Origin of the sequence: Rossellomorea sp. FM04394 (assembly GCF_041889765.1) — a bacterium.
Taxonomy (GTDB): Bacteria; Bacillota; Bacilli; order Bacillales; family Bacillaceae_B; genus Rossellomorea; species Rossellomorea aquimaris_B.
In genome coordinates, this window is sequence record NZ_CP168654.1 from 1,071,473 (window position 1) to 1,094,947 (window position 23,475).

A 23,475-nucleotide genomic window follows, 5' to 3' on the forward strand; every position below is an offset into this window, starting at 1 on the left:
TGCCTCTAGCAGTAAATCTCATTTACTACTTGGGGCTTATTCTTTTTGTTGTTTACCTTGTCCTTTTTTTAAAAAGGAAATATACATTAATGCCGGTGCTTCATCCCAGTATCATTGTATTTGCCCTGTCATTACTTGCTATGATGATCTACCTAAAGGGACTGATCTTAACCCACTATGACAATTTCAGCCACTGGGGATTAATTGTCAGGGAGATGTCACTGATCAATGGCTTACCCGACAGTTCGACGATTGTGACGTTTCATAACTATCCTCCGGGCAGTGCAGTGTTTATTTATTTCATATTGGAAGTATTAGGGAAACATGAAAGTTATGCCTTAATGGCACAAGCATTTTTAGCCCTCTCTTGTGTTGTGACCATGTACTATTTTAGTAAATGGAAGAGACCTGAAGTCATTCTTTTGACGATGGCGGCAAGTATGACTCTATTGCTCGTCAATTGGGGAAGTTTCTATAACCTTTTAGTGGATATCTTATTAGGATTGGTTGCTTTGGCCACGGTTATTGTAGCGTATTATTATAGAGATGACTGGAAGAAGCAGGTGATTGTGAATACACCCATCTTGATCCTCCTTATGCTATTAAAGGACAGCGGAAAAATCTTTCTGGCATTTAATGTCATTCTCATTCTAAGTTTTATCTATTCAAATTTCATACATAAGAAACAGTTTACGAAAGATGTAAGAAAGATTGTCTATCATGCTTTATTCTGGCTGATTGGGTTACCAATGTTCCTGAATTATTTATGGATAAAATACACCATTAAGGCTTACCAAGCGGGTTACGGTGCAAACAAGTTTGCGGTAACACCGGATAAAGTCGCGAATAATGAAAAGTCCTCAGAGTTTATGGATCAGATCGGCCCACAGTTATGGAGGGCCTCTACAAATTTAGAATCGAATAACTTTAAAGCTGTCGTTATTGTAAACATAATTGCCTTCATCTTGTTGGTCTTGATGTATACGGTCAATAGAAAGATATCCAAGCTTTTGGTATTCTCCATTTTCATTTCAAATAGCTTTTACATTTTATACATGTTCTCTCTCTATTTCATGTATGTGTACTTAATGCCGGAATTCGAGGCAGCGAGAATTGCTGGTTTCGGCAGGTATCAATCCACGATCATTATCTATGTGATTGGTATATTAATGACAGCTATTATCCATGAGTGGAACTCTTATTTAAAAAAGAGGCCGATTTCGAAAATGATTACTCTGCTTCTACTGGGGGGTCTATTTATATATCCATTTAGCGGAAACATAAAAGTGATTGCGGAAAAACCGGAAACGATTTCCTCAATCAGATGGGAAGTGAAAAACAAATTTAGTGAGATCACATCAACGGGAGCCGTTGATCCAGAGGTGACTTATTATAGTCCTGAGAGTAAAGATGATAGAGGTTATTTGAAATATATCGTTTCTTATGAGCAGCTATCTATGAACTATTCGATCACTAACGGGTTAAGTTCTGAGGAAGAAAAGGAAAAGTTCTTTACAAACCTCAAAAAATCGGACTTCCTGGTTGTGTTGGATTCGGATAAAGCGATCAATGAATGGCTATTAAAATATACAGACGTGGATGATCCTGAAGGAGTTTATAAAGTTCTGTACGAAGATGATGAATGGACACTTACTCCTATTTGATTAAGAAGACTATGAACCTTTTATAGGTTCATAGTCTTCTTTTATTTGTTCGAAATTTATTAAATTTTGTAAAAAAATGATAGTAAATGACAATTTTCGAAGTATAATTGACTTAGATAATTCAGATTAGAACAAAAAATGAGTCAATTCGACTGTTTCATGGATCTGAGTTGTTCCTTACATATTATTTTGAGAGGGTTGAATGGTTTGAACAATGGAGTAAAAAAGAAGTTAAGTAGTATTGCTCTGTCAACTTTAGCTTTAGGTATGATTGCTTCTCCGGTGGGGGGGACGGTTTCGGCAGAAAAAGCGCCAACTAATGTGTTATCGAATGATGCTTATGTGAAATTAAAGATAATGGAAACGACCGATGTTCATGGAAGTTTAATGGATCATGACTATTATTCTGATAAACCTGTTGAAAATGGACTTGTTCGCCTTTCAACTTTGATCAAAAAAGAGCGTGAAGAAAACCCGAATAATTTACTGTTGGATAATGGTGACCTGCTACAAGGAAATCCGTTCACTGATTTTATCGCTAAGGTCGATCCCTTAACATTTGTGAATCGTTTATCAGGCGATGATCGTTATGAAACGGCCGTAGAGGTATCGAGAAAAGGCTGGGAGAAGTCTGATACAGTAGTCATCGCACGTTCTGATGATTTTGCCGATGCGTTAACGGGGGCGCCACTGGCTTATCACTTGGATGCACCGATTCTATTGACAGGGACGAAGAGCTTAAATGCTAAGACAAAGGAAGAAATCAAACGTCTTGGTGCGAAAAAAGTGATTATATTAGGCGGGAAAAATGCCGTTTCTGCAGATGTACAAAGTGAATTAAGCAAAATGAAATTATATATTAAGAGAATCCAAGGTTCTGACCGCTATGAAACAGCCTCCATGATTGCAGAGGAAGTTGGAGGAAACACGGACACTGCCATCCTTGCATACGGATCCAACTATCCGGATGCCATTGCGATTGCACCATATGCTGCAAAGAATGGGTATCCGATTCTTCTGACAAAGAAGGATAGTGTACCAGGCACTACAACTGAATCTCTCAAAGGTAAAGATAAGACCATCATTGTAGGTGGACCTGGCGTCATTAGTGAAAAAGTTGAAAAACAACTGAAAAACCCATCGCGGATTTATGGTCAAAATCGATTTGAAACCTCACTCAAAATTGCTACCGAGTTAGATAAAGTAACGGATAAAGTATTTGTCGCAACAGGAAGAAACTTCGTGGATGGGTTAACGGGGTCGGTTCTCGCAGCCAAGCACGATGCTCCTGTCCTTTTAGTTGAGAAAAATGCCATGACTGATGCTGCCAAGCAATTGGTTGACAGCAAGTACGTATCCATACTAGGTGGTGAAAATGCTGTTTCTGAAGGCTTGATTGAAAACGAAACGCATCCGATCTATGAAGCGATGAACTTATTGGATTATGATGCTGCAACTCTAGGAAACCATGAATTCAACTATGGTTTAGACTTCCTGGAAAATAGCATCAAAGGGGCCAACTTCCCATATGTGTCAGGGAACGTGTATAAAGATGATCATGACCAGGACCCGTCAAATGATGAAAACCTTGTAAAACCATATAAAATCGTGGACAAAGAAGTCGTCGACGAAAAAGGGAACAAGCAAACGGTCAAGGTCGGTGTCATCGGTTTCGTGGCTCCTCAAATCATGCAATGGGATAAAGCGAACCTGGAAGGTAAAGTTGTAACGGAGGACGTAGTGGCGTCAGCTGAAAAATGGGTTCCGAAAATGAAGAAGGATGGAGCCGAAGTGGTTGTTGTTCTCTCTCATTCAGGCTTTGACAAAGACAAATCGAATAAAGAGAATACCGTGTACCCATTAAGTGAAGTAGACGGAATCGATGCAATACTATTCGGGCACACTCATCTGTCCTTCCCTGGGGATGCTTCCTACAACTCACTTGAAGGCGTGGATAATAAAAAAGGAACAATCAATGGTGTGGCTGCCGTTCAAGCGAATGTAGACGGGAAAACACTTGGTGTCATTGACTTGACCCTTGAACAAGTGGGCGGTAAATGGAAAGTGAAGGACTCTCAATCGGAAGTTATTTCTTCTACTGGAATAACAGCGGATAAAGAAATGGTTGATGTCTTAAAAGATTCCCACGGCAGCACCATTGAATACATCAATGGTGAAGTGGGTCAAACAGAAGCCCCGATTCACAGCTTCTTTGCACGGGTTCAGGATGATCCATCCGTACAAATTGTCAGCAACGCTCAAAAAGAGTATGTGGAGAATGCGTTAAAAGGAACTGAATACGAAGACCTTCCTGTCCTTTCTTCGGCGGCTCCTTTTAAAGCCGGAAGAAATGGTGCCGGTGAGTACACGAACATTCCTAAAGGAACAGTGACGATTAAAAATGTTTCTGACCTTTATAAGTATCCAAATACGGTTCAAGCGTTACTTTTAACAGGTGCACAAGTAAAAGAATATATCGAATGGACAACAGGAAACTTTAATCAAATCGATCCAGCGAAAACAGGGGAGCAGTCTCTGATCAATAAGGATTTCCAAGCTTACAACTTTGATACGATCGATGGTGTGACGTATCAAGTGGATGTTACGAAGCCTGCTAAATATGATCAGTCAGGGAACGTGATCAATGCAGGAGCAAGCCGTGTGAAAAACTTAATGTTCAACGGTAAGCCGGTAGATGAAGATCAGAAGTTTGTCGTGGCTACGAATAATTATCGTGCTTCATTTACTAAGCTTGCGAATCCTGATGGGAAACGAGTCATCTATGTTTCACCGGACGAGAATCGTCAAGTAGTCATGAACTACATTATTAAAAACAAAACGATTAACCCGACTGCCGATAAGAACTGGACGTTTGCACCGATCTCTGGAAATGTTGATGTCACGTTTGAGTCTTCGCCGGAAGCAAAAACGTTTGCTGAACAAACATCGAACATTCATCATGTCGGAGAAGGTACGAATGGGTTCCATAAATACAAGATTGACTTTCCGGCAGAAGAGCCCTTCGAAGTTCAATTATTAGGCATCAATGATCTTCACGGTCAATTGGACACGTACAACAAAGGTTTGAATGCTGGTGGGATTGAATATTTGGCTGCCCATTTAAAAGAACGTGAAGCGACGAATCCTAACACACTAATGGTGCATGCAGGAGATATCGCCGGGGCAAGTTCTCCGGTATCTGCGCTATTACAGGATGAACCAACGATCAAAATGCTAAACGAAATCGGCTTTGATGTAGGAACTGTAGGAAACCATGAGTTTGACGAAGGTGTAGATGAAATGATGCGCCTGATCGACGGTGGAAGACATTCAAAAACCTACTCTAAATATGGGGTATTTGAAGGGGCGAATTTCCCTTATGTAGCGGCGAACGTAGTGGATAGCAAAACGAAAGAACCGATTCTTTCTCCATATGTGGTGAAAGAGGTTAATGGAGTTCCTATTGGGTTTATCGGAATTGCTTTCTCTGATACACCAGGAATTGTCACACCGAGTGGAACAGCGGGAGTAATATTTACGGATGAAGCCGAAGCGATTAACAAATATGCAGAAGAACTAAAGGAAAAGGGTGTAGAGGCGATTGTCGTCCTTTCCCATAACCCGGTGAAATCAAACACTGATGGAACCAACCCTACAGAAGAACTGGCTGATATCGCAACAAAAGTAGACGATGAAGTGGATATTATGTTTGGTGGACACAATCATCAGTATGCGAATACCGTTGTGGATGGAAAGCTTCTTGTTCAATCGTATTCTTATGGAACAGCGTTTTCGGATGTTGATTTTATGATTGACCCGGCCACCAAGGATATCACGTCGAAAAAAGCGGAAATCGTATCTGCCGTCAGGACCATTACGCCAGATGCCGGGATTAAAGACATGCTGGATGAATATCTTGCAGATGTTGCACCTATCCTGAATGTGAAAATTGGGAACACAACAAAAGGAATCAGCAGGGATCAAAATGCCGATGGTGAATCTGCCATGGGTAATCTGATCGCAGACGCTATGAGAAGTCATACGGGAACAGACTTTGCCTTTATGAATCCAGGTGGCATCCGTGCAGAAATCGATGCAGGTGAAATCACATGGAAAGAAGCCTTCACTGTTCAGCCATTCGGTAATGACCTTGTAACGATGGATCTGACTGGACAGCAGGTCTATGAACTATTCGAATCTCAATGGGCGAAAGACCCTAACGCTCCACGAATCTTACAGATTTCCGGATTGAAGGTTTCGTATGATAGCAGTAAACCTGAAGGAAGCAGAATTCAATCCGTTACAACCGGAGACGATCAACCGCTTGACCTGACAAAAACATACTCCATTACGGTGAACAATTTTATGGCAGGTGGCGGTGACGGATATTCGGTTCTATTAGAAGGTAAGAATCAAGTCATTGATATCGTAGATTTAGAAGCTTTTGTAAACTATATCAAAGCACAAGGGACAGTAGATCCTGTTGAAGAAGGACGTATTTTGAAGGTTAATAAGTAAGGATTTGTTGGAAAGCACCGGAATATTCCGGTGCTTTTTTTGTATTATTTTTTGAGGATAAGTAGCATGATTGGTTGATATGGATGGGGATAAGGTAAATGCCAGGCACCTGAATAGTCAATTATCCCTTTAAATGATTCCGGGTTTTCCTGCAGCCACTCCCATTCATCACAAAAAAACAGCGAACCCGACAAAGGTCCGCTGCTTTCCTTTTCATTACGCTCCTGCCCAAACATCCTTGGCATATCTACCATCTTCTTCTAGTGACGCCAGCCATGCGGCAGCTTCTTCCCTCGTTGTTTGATAGAAATGCATATAGCTTTCTACTAATGTGTGTTCCACATCGGGTGCCATTTTACCACCGTCTCCACAGATATATAAGCGGCCGCCATCTTTCAGTAAAGGAAGGATGTCTTCAGCGTTTTCCGCCAACCGATGCTGGACGTACGTTTTTTCTTGACCAGGGCATCTTGAGAAAGCTGTGTGAAGAGTGACGATTCCATCTTGTTCAGCCTTCTCCAACTCCTCTTGATATAAGAAATCATGTTCAGGATTGCGGCAGCCGAAGTAAAGGTGGGCTGCTCCCAGCGTTTCTCCTTTTTCTTTAAGAATCCGGCGTGCCTGGATAAATCCTCTGAATGGTGCAATTCCCGTTCCGGGTCCGATCATGACGATTGGTGTTTCGGTTTCGTCCGGAAGCTGGAAGTTCGACTGCGGTGTAGATATAAAGCACGCTACTTTATCTCCTTCGGAACGTTCCGCCAGATAGTTTGATGCAATTCCTTTGTATTCTCCATTTCCGCTCCATGCAGCTCCGCGAACCACGCTGACCGTGATGCTCGCTTCTCCTTCTTTATAAAGGGGGGAGCTTGAAATAGAGTAGTATCTTGCTTTTAGTGCCGGGAGTAAAAGCAGGAAAGCTTCAAACGGGATTTCACATGCAAGATACTTTTCCACCAGGTCCAGCATTGTGATCCGTTTACCGAGAATTTCCCTTTTATATGTTTCATCCCCCAATAGTGCTTCAAGCTCCATTACATGGGGAGGACATACCGTGTGAGCCGCAAGTGCCCGGATTTGCGAACGGGTAGCGGGTTCTTGGAATTCCACATAATTAGAGAGTAATTCCTTAAGGTTCACTGGCTTCTCTGTTGGAAGGTGGACTGCTTTTCCCGGATCTCCAGTAAGTTGGACATAGTCTTCGCCGTTTAGGTTGAATCGACTGAGCACTCGCTCGACAAGAACGCCAGGATTACGAGGAAGCACCCCGATATGGTCTCCTTCCTGATAATCTACACCCTCTGGAAGAGTCAACTCAATATGTCTTGTATTCCTTCCACTTTCCACATGCTGCAATTCAACATTTCTACTTACCACCGATGTAAAAGCATGATGAGTACGGGCAAGTGGTGTGTCACTCACATCACTGACAAAATTCATCGTGATCGAACTGCTTTCTTGACCGTTTTGATGAAGCTCAATGTTCAATTCTTTTGCCAGGTTCGGCCAAAGTGCTTCCGACCATTTCTCGTAATCTCCTTCAAAATCGTCGCTTGCATCTCCATACCCGGTTTTCGACAGGCGGTGAGCACCTTTCTGTTCCAGCTGCTCATCAATGAAGGTAGGGATGCGTTGATACGTAGTGGCCCAGTTGTGATCGCCACATCCGAATACCGCATAGCGAACACCGTTCATTGTTCCTTCCCCGGTTTCTTTTAGCCAAGAAACGAATGCGTCCGCATTGTCGGGAGGATTTCCATTATAGGAAGCAGAGACAATGAGAACCGCTCCTTCTGCCGGAAGCCCGCCTGTATAATCATTTAAAGGGGTAACCTCGGTCATGAAGCCTTGTTGACGGCCTGTTTCAGCAAGATCGCGGGCGATTCCTTCAGCTGTCCCCATGTTAGACCCAAACAGAATATGCAGTGGTGTACCATGAGACGACTGAATAGCTGGTGCTGCCTTTTTTACGGATTGTACTTCTTCAGAAGATGCAGTCGTAAACGAAATGTCCGGTTTCCTCGGTGAAACGCGCATCTTTAAACCATCCGGCTTGAGGGTCAAGGTTTCTTTAACTTCCAATTGATATTCTCTATGATCAATCAGGTCAAAGTGCTGCAAGACCATGCCAAGAACAAGGGTCGCTTCGTGCAGGGCAAACTGCTGACCGATGCAGGCGCGCTGCCCGTTTCCGAAGGGTTTATACGCGTGATATGGAATCGAAGACGTGTCCTCAAAACGCTCAGGTTTGAACGATTCTACATCATCTCCCCAAACGGAAGAATCACGGTGAAGCTCTGGAATAATAAGGGTGAATACATCATCTTTTTTCACTTTGTATTTTCCGTTTAGCGTCGTGTCGTCCTTTGCATAAACGGAAAATGCCGGTGCGGTCGGCCATAGACGAAGAGCTTCATTAAGCACCATGCGAACATATTTCAATTTCTTCACCTGTTTATAATCTGGAACGTCATCACCCAGCACTTCATCGACTTCTTGCTGCGCTTTCTTCAACTTATCCGGATTATTCATAAGATAGTAAATGGCAAATGACAACAGACCACTTGTTGTTTCGTGTCCTGCAATTAAAAATGTGATGATTTGAAAACGGATGTTTTCATCATCCAATGCTTCACCCGTTTCCGGATCGGTTCCTTTTAACATATGGGAGAGCAGGTCATCCTCACCCTGATCACCATTTTGTTTACGTTCGGCAATCAATTCATCAACAACAGAGAACAGGTATTGAATGTCCTCTTTGAATTGTTTTCTAGATTTAACCATCAATTTATCTTGAACACCAAGCCGCTGCGTTTGACTCATGGCTTCATCCATTGCACGAACCATACTGTCGACAAATGGGTGGGAGTTTTCCCGGTAAAAGCTGTTAAATCGGTAATTGAACCCGCAGAGACCAATCGTGTCCAACGTTAAGCGGGTCATATCTTCAGGAACATCGATTTCATCAGCCGGATTTAAGCGGGCCCACTTCTGAATAAGTTGGGTGGCGAGATCGATCATTTTCGCGTGATAGCCTTTCATTGCCTGCTGGCTGAAGCTTGGCAGCAGAATATTATGGGCCTTCTTCCAATTGACTTCCTTCGTTTCGCTTGTGAAAAGACCGTCGCCGCCAAATGCTCTTACTTTTTGAAGGGCAGGGCCGACTTTCTTATCAAATCGTGTTTCGTCACAAATTTCTTCAGCAAGGGAGGCACTCGATACAAACGTACTAATACGTCCCGGAAATTGAAATTGAAAGATCGGGCCGAGCTCTCTTGCAAGCTTCATATAGGATTGAAGGGGTTTGTCTTTATCTATGACCGGCAAACTGCCGAGGGGTCCATACGTCTTTGGCTGCGGAAGTTGGTTTGAGTTTGTCATTTTGTAGCACCTCTTTTAAAAGATTTATAACGGAATGAACGTTCATTCCGTTTGGTGTAATGAGAAACAAATCATTTCTCATACATGTAACCGTACAGCGTCCCACATACTTTCTTCTACATCTTCCAATAGTTTTGCTTCCGGATCCAGCTCCCCGATACGAACCAGTCGTTGAAGCTCAAGAAACGCTCCGTAAACGATGGCAATCAACGCAGAGGAAGGAAGCTCCTTGATTTCTTTTTTCTCTTTTCCTGAATCAAAGAAATTCTTTAGGATATCCAAGAGTCCTTGAAAGCTGTCATGACTTGCTTTGTCTAAAAAATGGGCACTGCTATGTGTCTTTATAAAATAAAGTGCCTGGCTTTGCTTTGTTGTAAATAGAATCATGGCTTTAAATATATGATGAAATTGATCCCGAATGGTTTCATCATAAGGGAAATCATTTTCAAGAGTTTCTGTAAATATCCCTACATACTCCTGAAAGAGCGTGTTGCCAAGCACTTCTTTATTTTCAAAGTAACGATAAATGGTACCGGCTCCGACTCCTGCCGATGTCGCAATCATCGGAATCGTAGTCGCATCATATCCACGCTCAGCAAAGAGTACCAACGCGCTTGATATAATGCTGTCTCGTTTATTAACTGCAGTTGCCATAAGGATTCAGCCTTTCGTGTGTTAAATACGGAATGAATATTCATTCCCCTTCATTGTATACCCAGTAAAATACCATCTCAATCACACAATGTACCCAATATTTGTGAAGGTTTTGTTAACGGATGTGGAGGAGGTTAGTGAGAAAGACTTTAAGAAAGGAGTTGGTCATTATATATGTGTTTTTGTATCGGTAGGTGAATTAGAAATGCCATTTGCAATAGGAAGGGTGTTCCACGACGAAAAAAAGCAAACCCCATCATAACGGGCTTGCTTCATATTCTACCGTTTCTCTTTCACAGAACGCCTCACTATTAATTCAGTCGTCAACTTATAATAAGGGTCGACTTCCTCTTTAGCCAGCTTCTGAAAGATCAGATGAACAGCGAGTGCGCCGGCTTCGTATTTCGGCTGTCTCATTGTGGTCAAAGGGGGGGATACGTATTCTGCCAGCTGAATATCATCGAATCCGATAATCGAAATATCTTCCGGCACCCGGATTTTTTTCTCGGATAGAGCTTGTAATCCCCCAATGGCCATTTCATCATTGGCGTAAAAAATCGCTTGAGGAATATCCTGTTGGGCAATGAGCATTTTAGTTGCTTTATATCCGCCTTCACGTGTAAAACCACCTGATGTCTTCCATTTAGAACGATAGGTGATGCCGTGTTTTTCAAGGGCTTGTTTAAATCCTTGAAAACGAAGTTCATTATCATGGGAGTTATATGGACCGCTGATATAAGCAATATCCCGATGACCATTTTCTATCAAATGTTCCGTTGCTTGAAAAGCCCCCTCGACATTGTCGACTTGCACCTGGAGAACATAGTCATGTTTGATATCCCGGTCCAACACGACGATAGGGAATCCTTCGCGGGTGGATTCCAATATCGTTTCATCCGTGATGTTATGGGCTAAGATAATCACACCGTCAACTCGTTTTTCTCTCAAAAATTTAATGGCCGTGGATTGGGCACCCCCAATCGAGCTGCAGGCTATGAGATCATACCCATTCGTTGACGTCACATCCTGGACACCTTTAATTAATTCAGAATAGTACGGGCCTGATAAATCACTTAGGATCAGGGCGATGGTATTCGTGTTGGTCCGTTTTAAATCCGATGCAAGTCCGTTTTTTTGATAATTCAATTGCTTTGCTGCATCCAATACTTTCTTTCTTGTTTCTTCGCTTACCTTGGTGCTGTTATTTAAAGCGTAGGAGGCAGTCGAAACGGCTACTCCAGAAAGCTTTGCTACATCTTTGATTGTTGCCATTTATTCACATCCTATGATTGCTATATGAATAGCGTTGTTCATCTCAGTATCCAAAATCCATTATACATTTATAGTATAGGCATTCACACTTTTGGCTAGTAGAGGTTGATATTTTTTCCCCGTCACTATTTAATCCCCGACATCGTAAATCCTTCGACGATATACTTTTGGAAGAAAGAGAAGATAATGATGATCGGTACGACCATGAATGCTGCTCCTGCCATTTGAAGACCAAAGTTATTCGCGTATTGCCCTTGAAGCAGGGATAGACCTACTGACAGGGTATAAAGGCTTTCATCATTGGCAATGATCAACGGCCATAGGAAGCTGTTCCATGCTCCGATAAACGTCAGAATTCCCTGTACAGCAAAGATCGGCTTCGCAATGGGAACGATTAATTTAAAGAAGATATAGAATTCTCCTGCCCCATCAAGGCGGGCTGCTTCAAGCAGATCAGTTGGAATCGTGGTCATAAACTGTCTGAATAAAAAGATACTGAATGCTGCTGCAAGCCCGGGCAGGATGATTCCGGCCATCGTATTGGTCAAGCCCATTTCATTTAAAATTAAGTAAACGGGAATCATCGTTACTTGTGCAGGAATCATCATAGTTGCCAGCACAATATAAAAGATTTTTTCTTTCCCTTTAAAATGAAACTTTGCAAATCCATAACCAGCCATGGCATTAAAGAATAATCCTAAAAAGGAAAATAAGACGATGACAAGGGTATTTCTTAAATACACACCAAAGTTCATGCTTTCAAATAAGTTAAGATAGTTTTCCAATGTAGGATTCTCTGGAAACAAGGTAGGTGGTATTTGCAATACTTCACTTTCAGGTTTGAATGAGCTTGAAATCATCCAGATGAAAGGAATGGAAACAAGGACTCCACCAAGAATCATGAGTAAGGCTACCAGCGTTTTTTCGGTTTTTCGCTTCATTGTATTTGCTTTCATTGTTTCAGCCCCGATACTAATAAATTTTCAGACTTAATATTCTGTATCAGATTTTCTAAGCTTGAATTGGAATAGCGTAATCGTAATGATAAAGATAAATAGAATAAAGGAACCTGCTGCGGCATATCCAAATTCACTGAATTGGAAGCCTTTTTTGTAGATGAACAATGCCATTGAAATCGTACCATCCAATGGACCGCCATTCGTCATGACAAATGGTTCTTCGAAGAATTGCAGCCAGCCGATCAGGGTGGTGATCGTCACGAAGAATGTAGCATACCGAAGTAATGGAATCGTGACGTTGAACAGTACCTGTAATCGATTGGCTCCATCCATTTCAGCAGCCTCGTAATAGGACTTCGGAATCCCTTGCAAGGCAGCGAGGAAGATGATCATATTGATTCCGATTCCCTTCCATACGGCTAAAACAATCAACGATAGTTTCGCAATCGTTGGCTCTCCTAACCAAGGAATTTTATCCACATCTAGTAGTGATAATAGGTAGTTGAACAACCCGTACTCTGTGTTGTAAAGAAATCCCCAAATAACTGCGACGGCAATGATATTTGTGATGGAAGGCATGTAGTATACGCCCCGAAACACTTTGAATAACGAGCTTGTTCCGTAGTTCAGCAATAAGGCAATACCTAACGAGAATATAATGACAAGGGGAACGCCGATGACAACATAAAACAACGTATTAATGATCGACTTATGAAATAAATCATCCGTTATCAATTTTGAATAATTCTCAAGACCGATGAAACTGATATTGGACCAATCAGCTAAGCCTTTTAAGTCAAGGTCTGTAAAGCTTATAAAGAACGCTACAATGATCGGAATGATACTAAAGACAGTCAATATGATAACCGCAGGGGCTATAAACACATATGGATGTTTATTGTTTTTACTGAATTTGAATCCATTGCCCATGATATCCCACCTAACTAAAACTACGCTTCGTAAAGGTCAGCTTGCTAAAAATGGAGCTCAGGCAAAGGTGTGATCCATATGCCTGTAACTCCAAATGTACCTAACTATAACTTCATACTAGAAGCGTTTGTTTCATTTATTTTCGTCTTGAATGATTTGAATTACTCTTCTACCATTTCTTGTGCTTTTTTATTAAACTGTTTTAATTCTTTGTCTAAGTCAGCGTCGCCAACGGTCACTCTCTCGATTGTTGAAAGGAATTCCTGTGCGATCTTTTCGAACTCTTTGATTTGTGGTGAAGCTTTAGTCGATTTCAGCTGTTCCCCGAACACGGATAATAGTGGATCGTCTTTTAATTTAGGCTTTTCCCATGCTTCTTTTCTTGATGGAAGGGTATTGGACATTTCCAGCCATTCCATTTGTGTATCGACTTCATTTACATAGGAGATGAATTTAAGGGACTCGTCCACATTCTCTGAATTATGGAAGATTGAGAAATTTGCTCCACCCATGCTTGATGTATTCTTTTCTTTCTTCGGCATAACTGCCACTGACCATTTATCCTTAAGATCCGGAGCCTGGTCATTAATGATATTGATCATCCATGGACCACTGAAGAACATCGGTTTCACTCCATCTTTAAACGCCTGGACAATATCCATTCCTTCAGTGGTAGGGCTGATTCCTTCTTTAAAGTAGCTTGTATAGTATTCCATCGCTTCTTTGAATTCCGGACTATCGAAATTCATCTTATCTTTACCTTCAAATTCATATCCATTTTGCCAAGCGAAGATAAACGGTGTGATCTGGTCGTTGCGGTCAATATCAAGGCCGTAAACGTCATCGCCTCTGTCGTTTAACTTCTTCGCTGCATCTTTCATTTCATCCCAAGTAGCAGGAGCTTGATTGTATCCAACTTCTTTCAATAAATCAGTACGGTAGTATAAGACGCGAGTATCGATGTACCAAGGGATCCCGACAACTTGATCGTCATAAGTCATAGAGTCTGCCGAACCTGCAAAATAATTTTCAGGTTTGAAATCCGGGTAGTCTTCTAAATAAGGAGTCAGGTCAAGGAGCGCTCCTGCATCAGCGAATTCCGGTACCCAGGTTGTACCCAGTTGAAGGACATCAGGTCCATTTTTTGAAGCAACAGCTGTTAATAGTTTGTCATGAGCAGTTTCCCAAGGAATTGCTTGTACCTTTACTTTGATATCTGTGTTTTCTTTTTCAAATTTTTCGGCAAGCTTACTAAGCTTCTTACCTTCTTCACCCATTGCCCAGACAGTAATCGTTTTCTTTCCATCTTCTGATTCGCTTCCACCGCCGCAGCCTGCTAATACAGTAGATAGCGCCAGTACACAAATCATAAAGAAAGACCATGTTTTCTTTTTCATATCTTCATCTCCATTTCTATTAGTTTGAAACCCTATTAAAAAAATTGAATCAGAGGTGGTAAGAGTTATTTTCATATTAGGAAAATATCTTACCAGGTGTTATTGAAACGTTTCGATGACTATATTATAATCAAAGGTGTATCCGCTTTCAATACTTTTCTGAAAAATACTAGAATTTTAAGTTTCATTCCATATTATTCCTATGTATATCTTCTATTAATTGTTGATATTACAAGGTTTTAGGAGAATAATAGATTGTGATTCTATAGTTGACTGAGCAATCATTTACCTTTATACTTTTCTTCAATTGTTAATCGAAACGTTTCAATAATTGAATGAACCAAAATGATAAACCCGATTGGAGGTTCTACCAGTGAAAGAAAATAAACTGACTGCATTACTTAACCAAATGACGTTGGATGAAAAAATTGCCCAGCTTACCCAGCTTGCTACTCCTTTTTTCAAAGGGGCAAGCGATCAAGGAGAAATTACCGGCCCGATGGTGGACATGGGGATTGACGAGGAAGTTGTCCGAAATAGCGGATCCGTATTGGGAGCATCTGGTGCAAGGAACGTAATAAACATTCAACGCACTCATATGGAAGAAAACAGATTGGGCATTCCTTTATTAGTAATGTCTGATATTGTACACGGTTTCAAAACAATCTTCCCGGTACCACTTGGGATCGGATGCTCGTGGGACCTTGAGTTAGCGGAAAAGAGTGCGGAAATTGCTGCAAAAGAGGCATCAGTATCAGGAGTCCATGTAACGTTTGCCCCGATGGTTGATCTCGTTCGCGATCCTCGCTGGGGAAGAGTGATGGAGTCTACAGGTGAAGATCCCTTTTTAAACAGCCAATTTGGCAGAGCTTTTGTAAGAGGGTTTCAAGGGAAGGATTTAACGCACGATCATAACCGAGTGGCAGCTTGCGTCAAACACTTTGCCGCCTATGGTGCAGCGGAAGGCGGACGTGATTATAACACGGTCGATATGTCGGAACGGCAACTCAGGGAAACCTACTTACCCGCATACAAAGCGGCACTTGATGAAGGCTGTGAGATGGTCATGACCGCTTTTAATACGGTGTTTGGGATTCCGGCTACAGGAAATGAAAAGCTTATGCGATCCATACTTCGAGAGGAAATGGGATTCAACGGCGTTCTTATATCGGATTGGGGAGCAGTGAAAGAGATGATCCCTCATGGTGTGGCAGAGGATGAGAAGGAAGCTGCCCTTAAAGCGATCACAGCCGGTGTTGATATCGAAATGATGACTTCGACGTATGTGACATACTTAAAAACGCTGGTGGAAGAAAAAGCAGTAGATGAATCCATCATCGACGAAGGCGTTTTACGTATCTTAGAGCTTAAAGAAAAGTTAGGATTATTCGAGAATCCTTATCGCGGTGCAAATGAATTGCTTGAACAAGAAGTGGTGGTGTGCTCTGAACACCGCATGGCAGCTCGTAAACTAGCAGCAAAGTCTTGCGTTCTACTAAAAAATGAGAGCGTTTTACCTTTAAAACGAATTCAGAAAATTTCACTCATTGGACCATTTGCTCAAAACAATGACATCCTCGGGCCTTGGTCATGGTTAGGATCAAAAGAAGATGCCGTGACATTACTGGATGGAATGAAAATGAAAGTGGAATCTGCTAACCTTACGATTGCTAAAGGATCTGAAATTGAATCGGTTTCTGAAGAGCAATTGCTTGAGGCAGAGAGAGTGGCGGAAGAAGCAGATATCATCGTTCTGGCACTTGGGGAGGATTCTGATATGAGTGGGGAAGCAGGTTGTAGAGCAAATATCAAACTGCCTGATGCCCAACTGGAACTTGTTTCGCGATTAAAGAAATTAAATAAACCAATGGTGGCCGTTCTATTTAATGGCAGACCCCTGGATTTACATGGGGTCATCGACGAGGTCGATTCGGTCCTTGAAGCCTGGTACCCTGGTACGGAAGGCGGGGCAGCGGTTGCCGATCTATTATACGGGGATGAAAATCCGTCCGGCCGCCTGACCATGTCCTTCCCATATAGTGTAGGACAGGTGCCGGTTTACTATAATCACTACAATACAGGAAGACCAAAGGGGGCACCGGATGCCCAGGTCCGTTATGTCTCACAATACCTGGATATTCCGAATGATCCGCTCCTACCGTTTGGTTTCGGTTTAAGTTATACCTCATTTTCTTATAGCGACATGACTCTTTCAGAATCCATTATGAAACCCAATCAGGCGATTACCGTTTCTGTTACCGTAACAAATAGCGGCTCTATGAAAGGCGAGGAAGTCGTTCAGCTTTATGTACGGGATGTGAGTGGGGAAGTGATTCGACCATTAAAGGAACTAAAGGACTTCCAAAAAATTGTCCTGGAACCAGGAGAATCGAAGCATGTTTCCTTTATCCTATCGGAACCACAGCTTCGTTATCATCATTCAGATTTACAGTTTGACAGTGACCCGGGGACATTTATTGCCTATGCAGGTCCACATAGCAAAGAAGGAATGGAGCAATCCTTTACATTAGTAAAATAGACGAAACGAGGGGAACAGAATGAATTCTACACAAAAGCTTACATCCGGTGATCTTCAATTCACCTTTTTAAATAGTGGCGATCTTTTTGAAATAAACCATGCATCTACCATGATCAATCAATTATTGACGAATCCCATCGATGGCTCGTTAAACAATCTTTATTTACGAATCTATCAATCATCCGAAATCGAGATTGTTCCTTTAATCGGTGTTCAATCAACGAGTGAAGTTTCATTTTCAGAATCACAGGTGAAGTGGTCAGGGAACCATAAGGCTCTTCAATACGAAGTAACGTTTACATTATCACAAACAGGAGTTTGGTTCTGGGATGTGATGGTAGAGGGACAAGACGCGGAGATCGATGTCATTTATGGACAAGATTTAGGATTGGCAGATAAAGGCGGCGTCCGATCGAATGAAGCCTATATGTCCCAATACGTGGACCACAAAGTATTTGAAGATGATGAAAAAGGATTTGTCGTCTGTTCCCGCCAAAACCAGCCACAATCGAATGGCTTTCCCTATATTCAACAAGGGTCCATTGGAAAGACGGTCGGCTACTCGACGGACGGATTCCAATTTTTCGGCTTATCCTACAAGGAAACTAACCAACCGGAAATCTTGACGCAGCCTTCATTGGCAAACGAAGTATATCAATATGAATTTGCTTATACGGCACTGCAATCAGAAAAGGTCCGATTATCAGGACAAGAACATTTTGTCTTCTACGGTCTATTCAGAGAAAATCATTCTGAAGCGATCACGACTTTAGAATTCCAACAAGAGGTAGGAAATGCATGGGATGAAGTACAGCAGCTAAATGAGAATTTCAGTGCTCCACTCGAAAAAGTGACTTTATTACCTGAAATTGGAGAACCTCTTCGAACGGAAGAAATGTCCAAAGAAGATATTGACGGTCTATATACAGGGCGTCATACGGAAGAATGGGATGGCGACAAATTACTATCCTTCTTTACAGACACTCACGAACATGTCGTGTTAAAAGAAAAAGAGTTGGTTGTTGAACGCCCGCATGGACACATCCTCATGTCTGGAGGAAATCATGAACTGAAGGAAGGCACCATCACATCCACTTCTTTCATGTATGGTGTATTCAACTCCCAACTGGTGATTGGAAATACATCGTTTAACAAGATGTTAACCAATACCCGGAGTCATTTAAACGTCATGAAAACGTCCGGTCAGCGCATTTATGTTGAGGTTGAAGGAGTGTATCGTTTATTAACCATGCCTTCCTTGTTTGAATTAGGCTTCAACTATGCGAGATGGTATTACAAGACACAGGATGATACGATCATCATCACAAATTACACGACGGTTGATACGCCTGAAGTCCGCCTGAACGTACGATCTGAGAACGGAAAGCAGTACCGATATCTTGTTTCAAATCAGATTACAATGAACAACAATGAATATGAAGTTCCTTATAAGCTTGAAGAAAATGATGGTATCCTCTCCTTTTCTGCTGATTCTCAATCTGAAAGCAGCGAAGCGTACCCTCATCTTTGTTATAAAATAAAGGTCGATGGGGCTGACATGTGCGTGGAGACCGAGGGAAGACTGGGTAAGAACGTCCCAGTCGGAAGTGCGTCACTTTGTGTACTGGACTTAACGGCGGCATCAGAATGGACCATGACCATTCAAGGACTTCTTCATGGGGAAGATAGAGAATTCGAAGAGTCTGATATGAACGTTGAAATTGAGCGCTATCGAGAGTACTATCATCAAGTGATGAATGGATTCAAGCTTTCTCAACATGGGGAGATTCCAAGCGAACTGGCCAAAGTCAATTCCTTAGCTTGGTGGTACACTCACAACATGCTTGTCCATTTTTCTGTACCACACGGACTGGAGCAATACGGCGGAGCGGCATGGGGAACCCGGGATGTGTGCCAGGGCCCAACGGAATACTTCATGGCCACTCACAACTACCAAAGTGTGAAAGATATCATCAAAATCGTCTATTCCCATCAATATGAAGACAACGGTAATTGGCCGCAATGGTTCATGTTTGACCGTTACTTCAAGATCCAGCAGGATGACAGTCATGGGGATATCATTGTTTGGCCGTTGAAAGTTGTCGGTGACTATATCGCAGCAACCAATGATTACAGTATTCTGGAGGAAGAAATCCCTTATACGACTCGGAACGGATTTGGTTTTTCAGAGGAAAAAGCGACGCTATTACATCATATTCATAAAGAAACCGACTATATTAAGGAGCATTTCTTAAATGAAACATATCTTTCATCATACGGCGATGGAGATTGGGATGATACGCTTCAACCGGCAAACTCCCAGCTGAAAAAATTCATGGCGAGCAGCTGGACAGTAGCCCTTACCTATCAGGTATTGAATCAATTGTCTAACGTACTTGAGGGAGTTCGAGAGGAAGAAGCTTCGGAATTCAAAGCACTCGCATCAGGAATACAGAATGATTACAATCGCTATATTTTACAAAATGATGTAATACCAGGCTTTGTTTACATGGAAGATCCGGCCCATGCAGAATTAATGCTTCACCCGAGGGACACGAAAACGGGCATAGAGTATCGACTGCTGCCGATGAACCGCAGTATCATTTCTGAATTATTCACAAGGGAACAAGCAGAATCCCACTACAAATTGGTGAAGGAACACCTCTATTGTCCAGACGGAGTCCGATTAATGAACCGCCCAGCAAACTACAAAGGTGGAGTAAGCACACACTTCAAAAGAGCTGAACAAGCAGCCAATTTCGGCCGGGAAATCGGTCTGCAATATGTTCACGCCCATATTCGCTTTGTTGAAGCAATGGCTAAGCTCGGAAATACGGATGAAGTATGGAAGGGACTTGAAATCATCAATCCTGTAGGGTTGACTGAAGTCGTTCCAAACGCTGAAAGAAGACAAAGCAACGCATACTTCAGCAGCTCCGACGGAAAATTCAATACCAGATACGACGCACAAGAACGTTTTAACGAGCTGCGCGCAGGGACCGTACCGGTTAAAGGAGGCTGGAGAATCTACTCAAGCGGACCTGGAATCTACATGAACCAATTAATCTCCAACTGCCTGGGCATCCGCCAAGCAGCGGAAGATTTGATCATTGATCCCGTTTTACCAGAGAAATTTGACGGATTGACCTTTGAATTCAAATTTATGAATCAACCCGTCACGTTCACTTATCACATGGGGCAAGAGAGTGGCCGCATTGTGGTTAATGGTGAAAAAGTGAAGACTGAAGAGGTATCTAATCGATATCGTACGGGAGGGTTGAGAATTAAGCGAGAGGTTCTTGAGAGTCTATTGAATGAGGAATCCAATCGAATTGAAGTGTTTATGTAAGATGAAATAGTAGAGGAGCAAGCGCATATGGCGTTTGCTCCTTTTTTGATTGGAAATCGGGCTTTTGAAAAAAATGTTTGTATGACTCTGGTGAAAGCAAGATCCTAATCGCTTCCCAAGGTCTCTTCTTTGTTCCGTGAAAACTTTAGATAGAAATACTTAATAAGTAGAATGATGGCTGCGGATCCAATGTAGATGAAGAAAAATACAATGTATCCCCACAAACCAACGATGGCATCAATGAATTCCATCTGCCCCCGATTCGTGATTGCCTGCTGAATTTCAATTGCGAAGACCAGCACAAACATGAAGGTCAATGTATAGAAGAAAGCAAGGGCCGTGATCCCGAACTTAAGCTTCGATAGAATCTTAGACACAATGTATACAAAAAAGAACATGGAGATTCCGATAATGCCCATAATCCAAAAATGCAGATCTTTATCCGTAAGGGTGAGACCGAGATCACTCGTTATTCCTATTAACATATCGTGGAGGTTATTGATGATTTCCACAATAAACCTAATGCCTTCTTTCATAGTATCCACTCACTTCTTTATGAAAATCAGTACTTTACGAGTATAACAGGAATGTAGATTTCGTGTTAGGTGGTAAATAAGGGTGATTTTCTGGATGGAGGTGGCAGGGCGATGGTCGAGATTGATATATATTGAGATTTTTTTCAATTTTAATCGCGATAAATTGGATAAAGTTGCGATGCTGGACCTTGTAAATTGCATTCCAACGAATAATCGACGAAATTCGTATTGTTTTTATTAGGGAGAGGGACGAAATTTTGGACTTTGTCATTATATCAGCGGAATCGACGAGTTTATCAGCGAAATCCGAATTATATCAGCGGAATGTCAAATATATCAGCGAACGTGCATTCAAAGGGAGGTATGTTCCCGGCAAATGGTGCCTGTCATCTCCTGTTGAGTCGATGAGAGATTCATTTAACGGTGAAATTTTGATATAGCGGCGAAATCCTGGTTTTAACGGCGAAATTTTCGATATAACGGCGAAATTTCAAAAAAAACGGCGAAATGCCAAAATCGAAAAGCAATAAGCTTGTGCCAGGTACAAATCCTATCAAAAGCAACCGGTAGCCCCTCATCAAATAAATATTTTTAAAAAACTGTAGGGAATCATCATTTTCTTACTTCTTTTGATTGAGCCATCTGAGCGAAGCTTGTGGCAATCATGCTCACTAGTAAATTAGTTTCCGTGTTAAGGAAGAGATTAAGGAAGAGATGTGATATTTCAACGGCATTCAGTGGTCGTCTATTTACGAATGGATTCAGGCTGGAACTCATATATGATTTTTCCATGATAAACTCCACCTTTTCAGGATAATCAATATATGGTGGCCTGACTAAAATGCCTTTTTCTTTTACAGTTTCCGTTGTTTTTCTGTAGAGGTCACTAGAAAATTGAAGGGCTTGTTGGAAGAACTCAAGAATATCCTCTCGGACGGTCAGGGAAGCGGCTCCGCTATATATAATCATCCCAACCTTCCCCATTTGCCTGAGATACATTAAGAAAAAGGTGTTGAAAATCCAACAGGGATAGGGATTCGTTCCTCTTTGTAAATGGTTGAGATGAATTCAATATGCAGCTCAGATTTTTCTTGTGCTAAGCGAAGAATGGCTGCTGTATCGGGATCCTGATTTTTTGTAATGAAATATTCAAATACACACAAAGCCAAAGTGTCGCTTTGATAGGTGGACCAAAGTGAGGCCATTTCAGCTGAGGTTAAATCTGTTTGGGATGATGGGATATGGATACAATGCTCCTACTGTTCAGTCAGTGAATGGATTCATTAGTATGGATTTGTCTTAAAATAATTATTTATGCTGAGGGTATTTGGGGTTTTTAGAATACATTCCCATGATTTAAGTAAATAATGAAGACATCTAAAGAATGGCTAGGATGATATAAATGCTATTGATGTGGATAACAATCTTTGCCCTGAATGGTTTCGTTTGTATGGTAAGAAAAAGGCTTTCGATCATTGAGATGTACGTCACTTCTTTGTTTGCCATTTATTTAGCTTTATTTGCAGATTCCATTTTGGGTGGAATGTTCAAGTTATATTCCTATTTCGATGCAGGGGTGGACTGGATTGATTTTGTAGGTGCAATTGGCATTTACCCAGCAATTAATATCCTGTTTTTAGCTTTATTTCCTGCAAAGAACAATTTGAGCATCAAGGTGATGTACATACTGGGCTGGTCACTATTTGCGTTAAGTTATGAGTTTGTGGCCGCCCACTATTCTTCCTTCTTTCAATACAGTGGCTGGAAATTGATATACTCGGTTTCAATTTATCCTATTTTGTTTATGATCTTGTTATATAATTTTCGATTCGTTGATAAATTGCGTGATGTAAAGAAGACGTACTTTCATTTGACCCCTCTGGAGTGGTATGGAAGCCTATTCTTTATCCTCTATATGAATTTGTTTATAGATGCCGTATTGAAGGGGAAATATGAGCTGTATTATTACGTTGTGCACGATGTACATCCGTTTGATTTCTTTTATCGGTGGATATTATTATGTGTTCCACTTTTGATTTTTCTGAGCAGGCAAGCGAATGATCCCACTCTATGGAGATACCTTGTTTGGATAGCGGTCCTGAGTTTGCTTCAACAATGTGCAAAGGCACTCAACCTCTTTCACACTAACAACTGGAACCTCTTTCTCTCCATTGTCCATTTTGCGACTATCCTCAGCCTAACTTGGTTGAACCTGCGTATCCTACGGTATATGAAGCGAGGGACGGACCTCTAAACGAGCTTTAAGCTCGGATTAT

General features: G+C 41.7%; 14 protein-coding genes. 5 read left to right on the plus strand and 9 right to left on the minus strand.

Annotated features, from left to right (window positions below; genetic code table 11):
• Positions 1–89: 89 nt before the first annotated feature.
• The gene (locus tag ACCB35_RS05395) at positions 90–1,664 is read left to right on the plus strand and encodes a hypothetical protein (RefSeq protein ID WP_374056087.1); all 1,575 of its coding nucleotides are present in this window, start codon (positions 90–92) and stop codon (positions 1,662–1,664) included.
• 159 nt (positions 1,665–1,823) lie between these two features.
• Complete coding sequence (locus ACCB35_RS05400) at positions 1,824–6,182, plus strand: bifunctional 2',3'-cyclic-nucleotide 2'-phosphodiesterase/3'-nucleotidase (RefSeq protein WP_374056088.1); 4,359 nt, start codon at positions 1,824–1,826, stop codon at positions 6,180–6,182.
• A 216-nt stretch (positions 6,183–6,398) separates the two neighbouring features.
• Here the strand turns inward: ACCB35_RS05400 and ACCB35_RS05405 are convergent, their stop codons facing one another.
• From ACCB35_RS05405 to ACCB35_RS05430, 6 genes are all read right to left on the minus strand, one after another.
• Positions 6,399–9,563: a bifunctional cytochrome P450/NADPH--P450 reductase gene (locus ACCB35_RS05405; protein ID WP_374056089.1), complete on the minus strand. Its 3,165-nt coding sequence runs from the start codon at positions 9,561–9,563 to the stop codon at positions 6,399–6,401.
• Positions 9,564–9,641: 78 nt separating this feature from the next.
• Positions 9,642–10,217: a TetR/AcrR family transcriptional regulator gene (locus tag ACCB35_RS05410; protein ID WP_374056090.1), complete on the minus strand. Its 576-nt coding sequence runs from the start codon at positions 10,215–10,217 to the stop codon at positions 9,642–9,644.
• A gap of 279 nt (positions 10,218–10,496) precedes the next feature.
• The gene (locus ACCB35_RS05415) at positions 10,497–11,489 is read right to left on the minus strand and encodes a LacI family DNA-binding transcriptional regulator (RefSeq protein ID WP_374056091.1); all 993 of its coding nucleotides are present in this window, start codon (positions 11,487–11,489) and stop codon (positions 10,497–10,499) included.
• Between the two features lie 125 nt (positions 11,490–11,614).
• Positions 11,615–12,445, minus strand: coding sequence for a carbohydrate ABC transporter permease (locus tag ACCB35_RS05420; protein ID WP_374056092.1), 831 nt, complete (start codon positions 12,443–12,445; stop codon positions 11,615–11,617).
• Positions 12,446–12,478: 33 nt separating this feature from the next.
• Positions 12,479–13,378, minus strand: a complete 900-nt coding sequence (locus ACCB35_RS05425; protein WP_374056093.1) for a carbohydrate ABC transporter permease — start codon at positions 13,376–13,378, stop codon at positions 12,479–12,481.
• A 161-nt stretch (positions 13,379–13,539) separates the two neighbouring features.
• Complete coding sequence (locus ACCB35_RS05430; RefSeq protein ID WP_374056094.1) at positions 13,540–14,775, minus strand: sugar ABC transporter substrate-binding protein; 1,236 nt, start codon at positions 14,773–14,775, stop codon at positions 13,540–13,542.
• Between the two features lie 373 nt (positions 14,776–15,148).
• Here ACCB35_RS05430 and bglX point away from each other — a divergent pair, with 373 nt between their 5' ends.
• Together bglX and ACCB35_RS05440 are read left to right on the plus strand one after the other, a co-directional pair.
• Positions 15,149–17,314 carry a beta-glucosidase BglX gene (gene bglX, locus ACCB35_RS05435; RefSeq protein WP_374056095.1) on the plus strand — a complete coding sequence of 722 codons (2,166 nt, stop codon included), beginning with the start codon at positions 15,149–15,151 and terminating at the stop codon, positions 17,312–17,314.
• A gap of 19 nt (positions 17,315–17,333) precedes the next feature.
• Entirely contained in the window at positions 17,334–20,663 is a 3,330-nt protein-coding gene (locus ACCB35_RS05440; protein WP_374056096.1) for a GH36-type glycosyl hydrolase domain-containing protein, read from the plus strand.
• Between the two features lie 104 nt (positions 20,664–20,767).
• On the opposite strand, the gene ACCB35_RS05445 is transcribed toward ACCB35_RS05440, so the two are convergent.
• From ACCB35_RS05445 to ACCB35_RS05455, 3 genes are all read right to left on the minus strand, one after another.
• Positions 20,768–21,148 carry a hypothetical protein gene (locus tag ACCB35_RS05445; protein ID WP_374056097.1) on the minus strand — a complete coding sequence of 127 codons (381 nt, stop codon included), beginning with the start codon at positions 21,146–21,148 and terminating at the stop codon, positions 20,768–20,770.
• A 663-nt stretch (positions 21,149–21,811) separates the two neighbouring features.
• Positions 21,812–22,168: a DUF3231 family protein gene (locus ACCB35_RS05450; protein WP_374056098.1), complete on the minus strand. Its 357-nt coding sequence runs from the start codon at positions 22,166–22,168 to the stop codon at positions 21,812–21,814.
• Between the two features lie 29 nt (positions 22,169–22,197).
• On the minus strand, positions 22,198–22,446 hold the full coding sequence (locus ACCB35_RS05455) for a DUF3231 family protein (RefSeq protein ID WP_374056960.1): 249 nt from the start codon (positions 22,444–22,446) through the stop codon (positions 22,198–22,200).
• A 155-nt stretch (positions 22,447–22,601) separates the two neighbouring features.
• Here ACCB35_RS05455 and ACCB35_RS05460 point away from each other — a divergent pair, with 155 nt between their 5' ends.
• Positions 22,602–23,453 carry a CBO0543 family protein gene (locus tag ACCB35_RS05460; protein ID WP_374056099.1) on the plus strand — a complete coding sequence of 284 codons (852 nt, stop codon included), beginning with the start codon at positions 22,602–22,604 and terminating at the stop codon, positions 23,451–23,453.
• Positions 23,454–23,475 lie beyond the last annotated feature (22 nt).

Coding starts and splice junctions, on each gene's coding strand:
- ACCB35_RS05460 (WP_374056099.1), top strand. CDS start 22,602: ATGCTATTGATGTGGATAACAATCTTTGCCCTGAATGGTTTCGTTTGT.
- ACCB35_RS05430 (WP_374056094.1), bottom strand. CDS start 14,775: ATGAAAAAGAAAACATGGTCTTTCTTTATGATTTGTGTACTGGCGCTA.
- ACCB35_RS05440 (WP_374056096.1), top strand. CDS start 17,334: ATGAATTCTACACAAAAGCTTACATCCGGTGATCTTCAATTCACCTTT.
- ACCB35_RS05415 (WP_374056091.1), bottom strand. CDS start 11,489: ATGGCAACAATCAAAGATGTAGCAAAGCTTTCTGGAGTAGCCGTTTCG.
- ACCB35_RS05400 (WP_374056088.1), top strand. CDS start 1,824: ATGGATCTGAGTTGTTCCTTACATATTATTTTGAGAGGGTTGAATGGT.
- ACCB35_RS05425 (WP_374056093.1), bottom strand. CDS start 13,378: ATGGGCAATGGATTCAAATTCAGTAAAAACAATAAACATCCATATGTG.
- ACCB35_RS05405 (WP_374056089.1), bottom strand. CDS start 9,563: ATGACAAACTCAAACCAACTTCCGCAGCCAAAGACGTATGGACCCCTC.
- ACCB35_RS05420 (WP_374056092.1), bottom strand. CDS start 12,445: ATGAAAGCAAATACAATGAAGCGAAAAACCGAAAAAACGCTGGTAGCC.
- ACCB35_RS05445 (WP_374056097.1), bottom strand. CDS start 21,148: ATGTTAATAGGAATAACGAGTGATCTCGGTCTCACCCTTACGGATAAA.
- ACCB35_RS05410 (WP_374056090.1), bottom strand. CDS start 10,217: ATGGCAACTGCAGTTAATAAACGAGACAGCATTATATCAAGCGCGTTG.
- ACCB35_RS05395 (WP_374056087.1), top strand. CDS start 90: ATGCCGGTGCTTCATCCCAGTATCATTGTATTTGCCCTGTCATTACTT.
- ACCB35_RS05450 (WP_374056098.1), bottom strand. CDS start 22,168: ATGATTATATATAGCGGAGCCGCTTCCCTGACCGTCCGAGAGGATATT.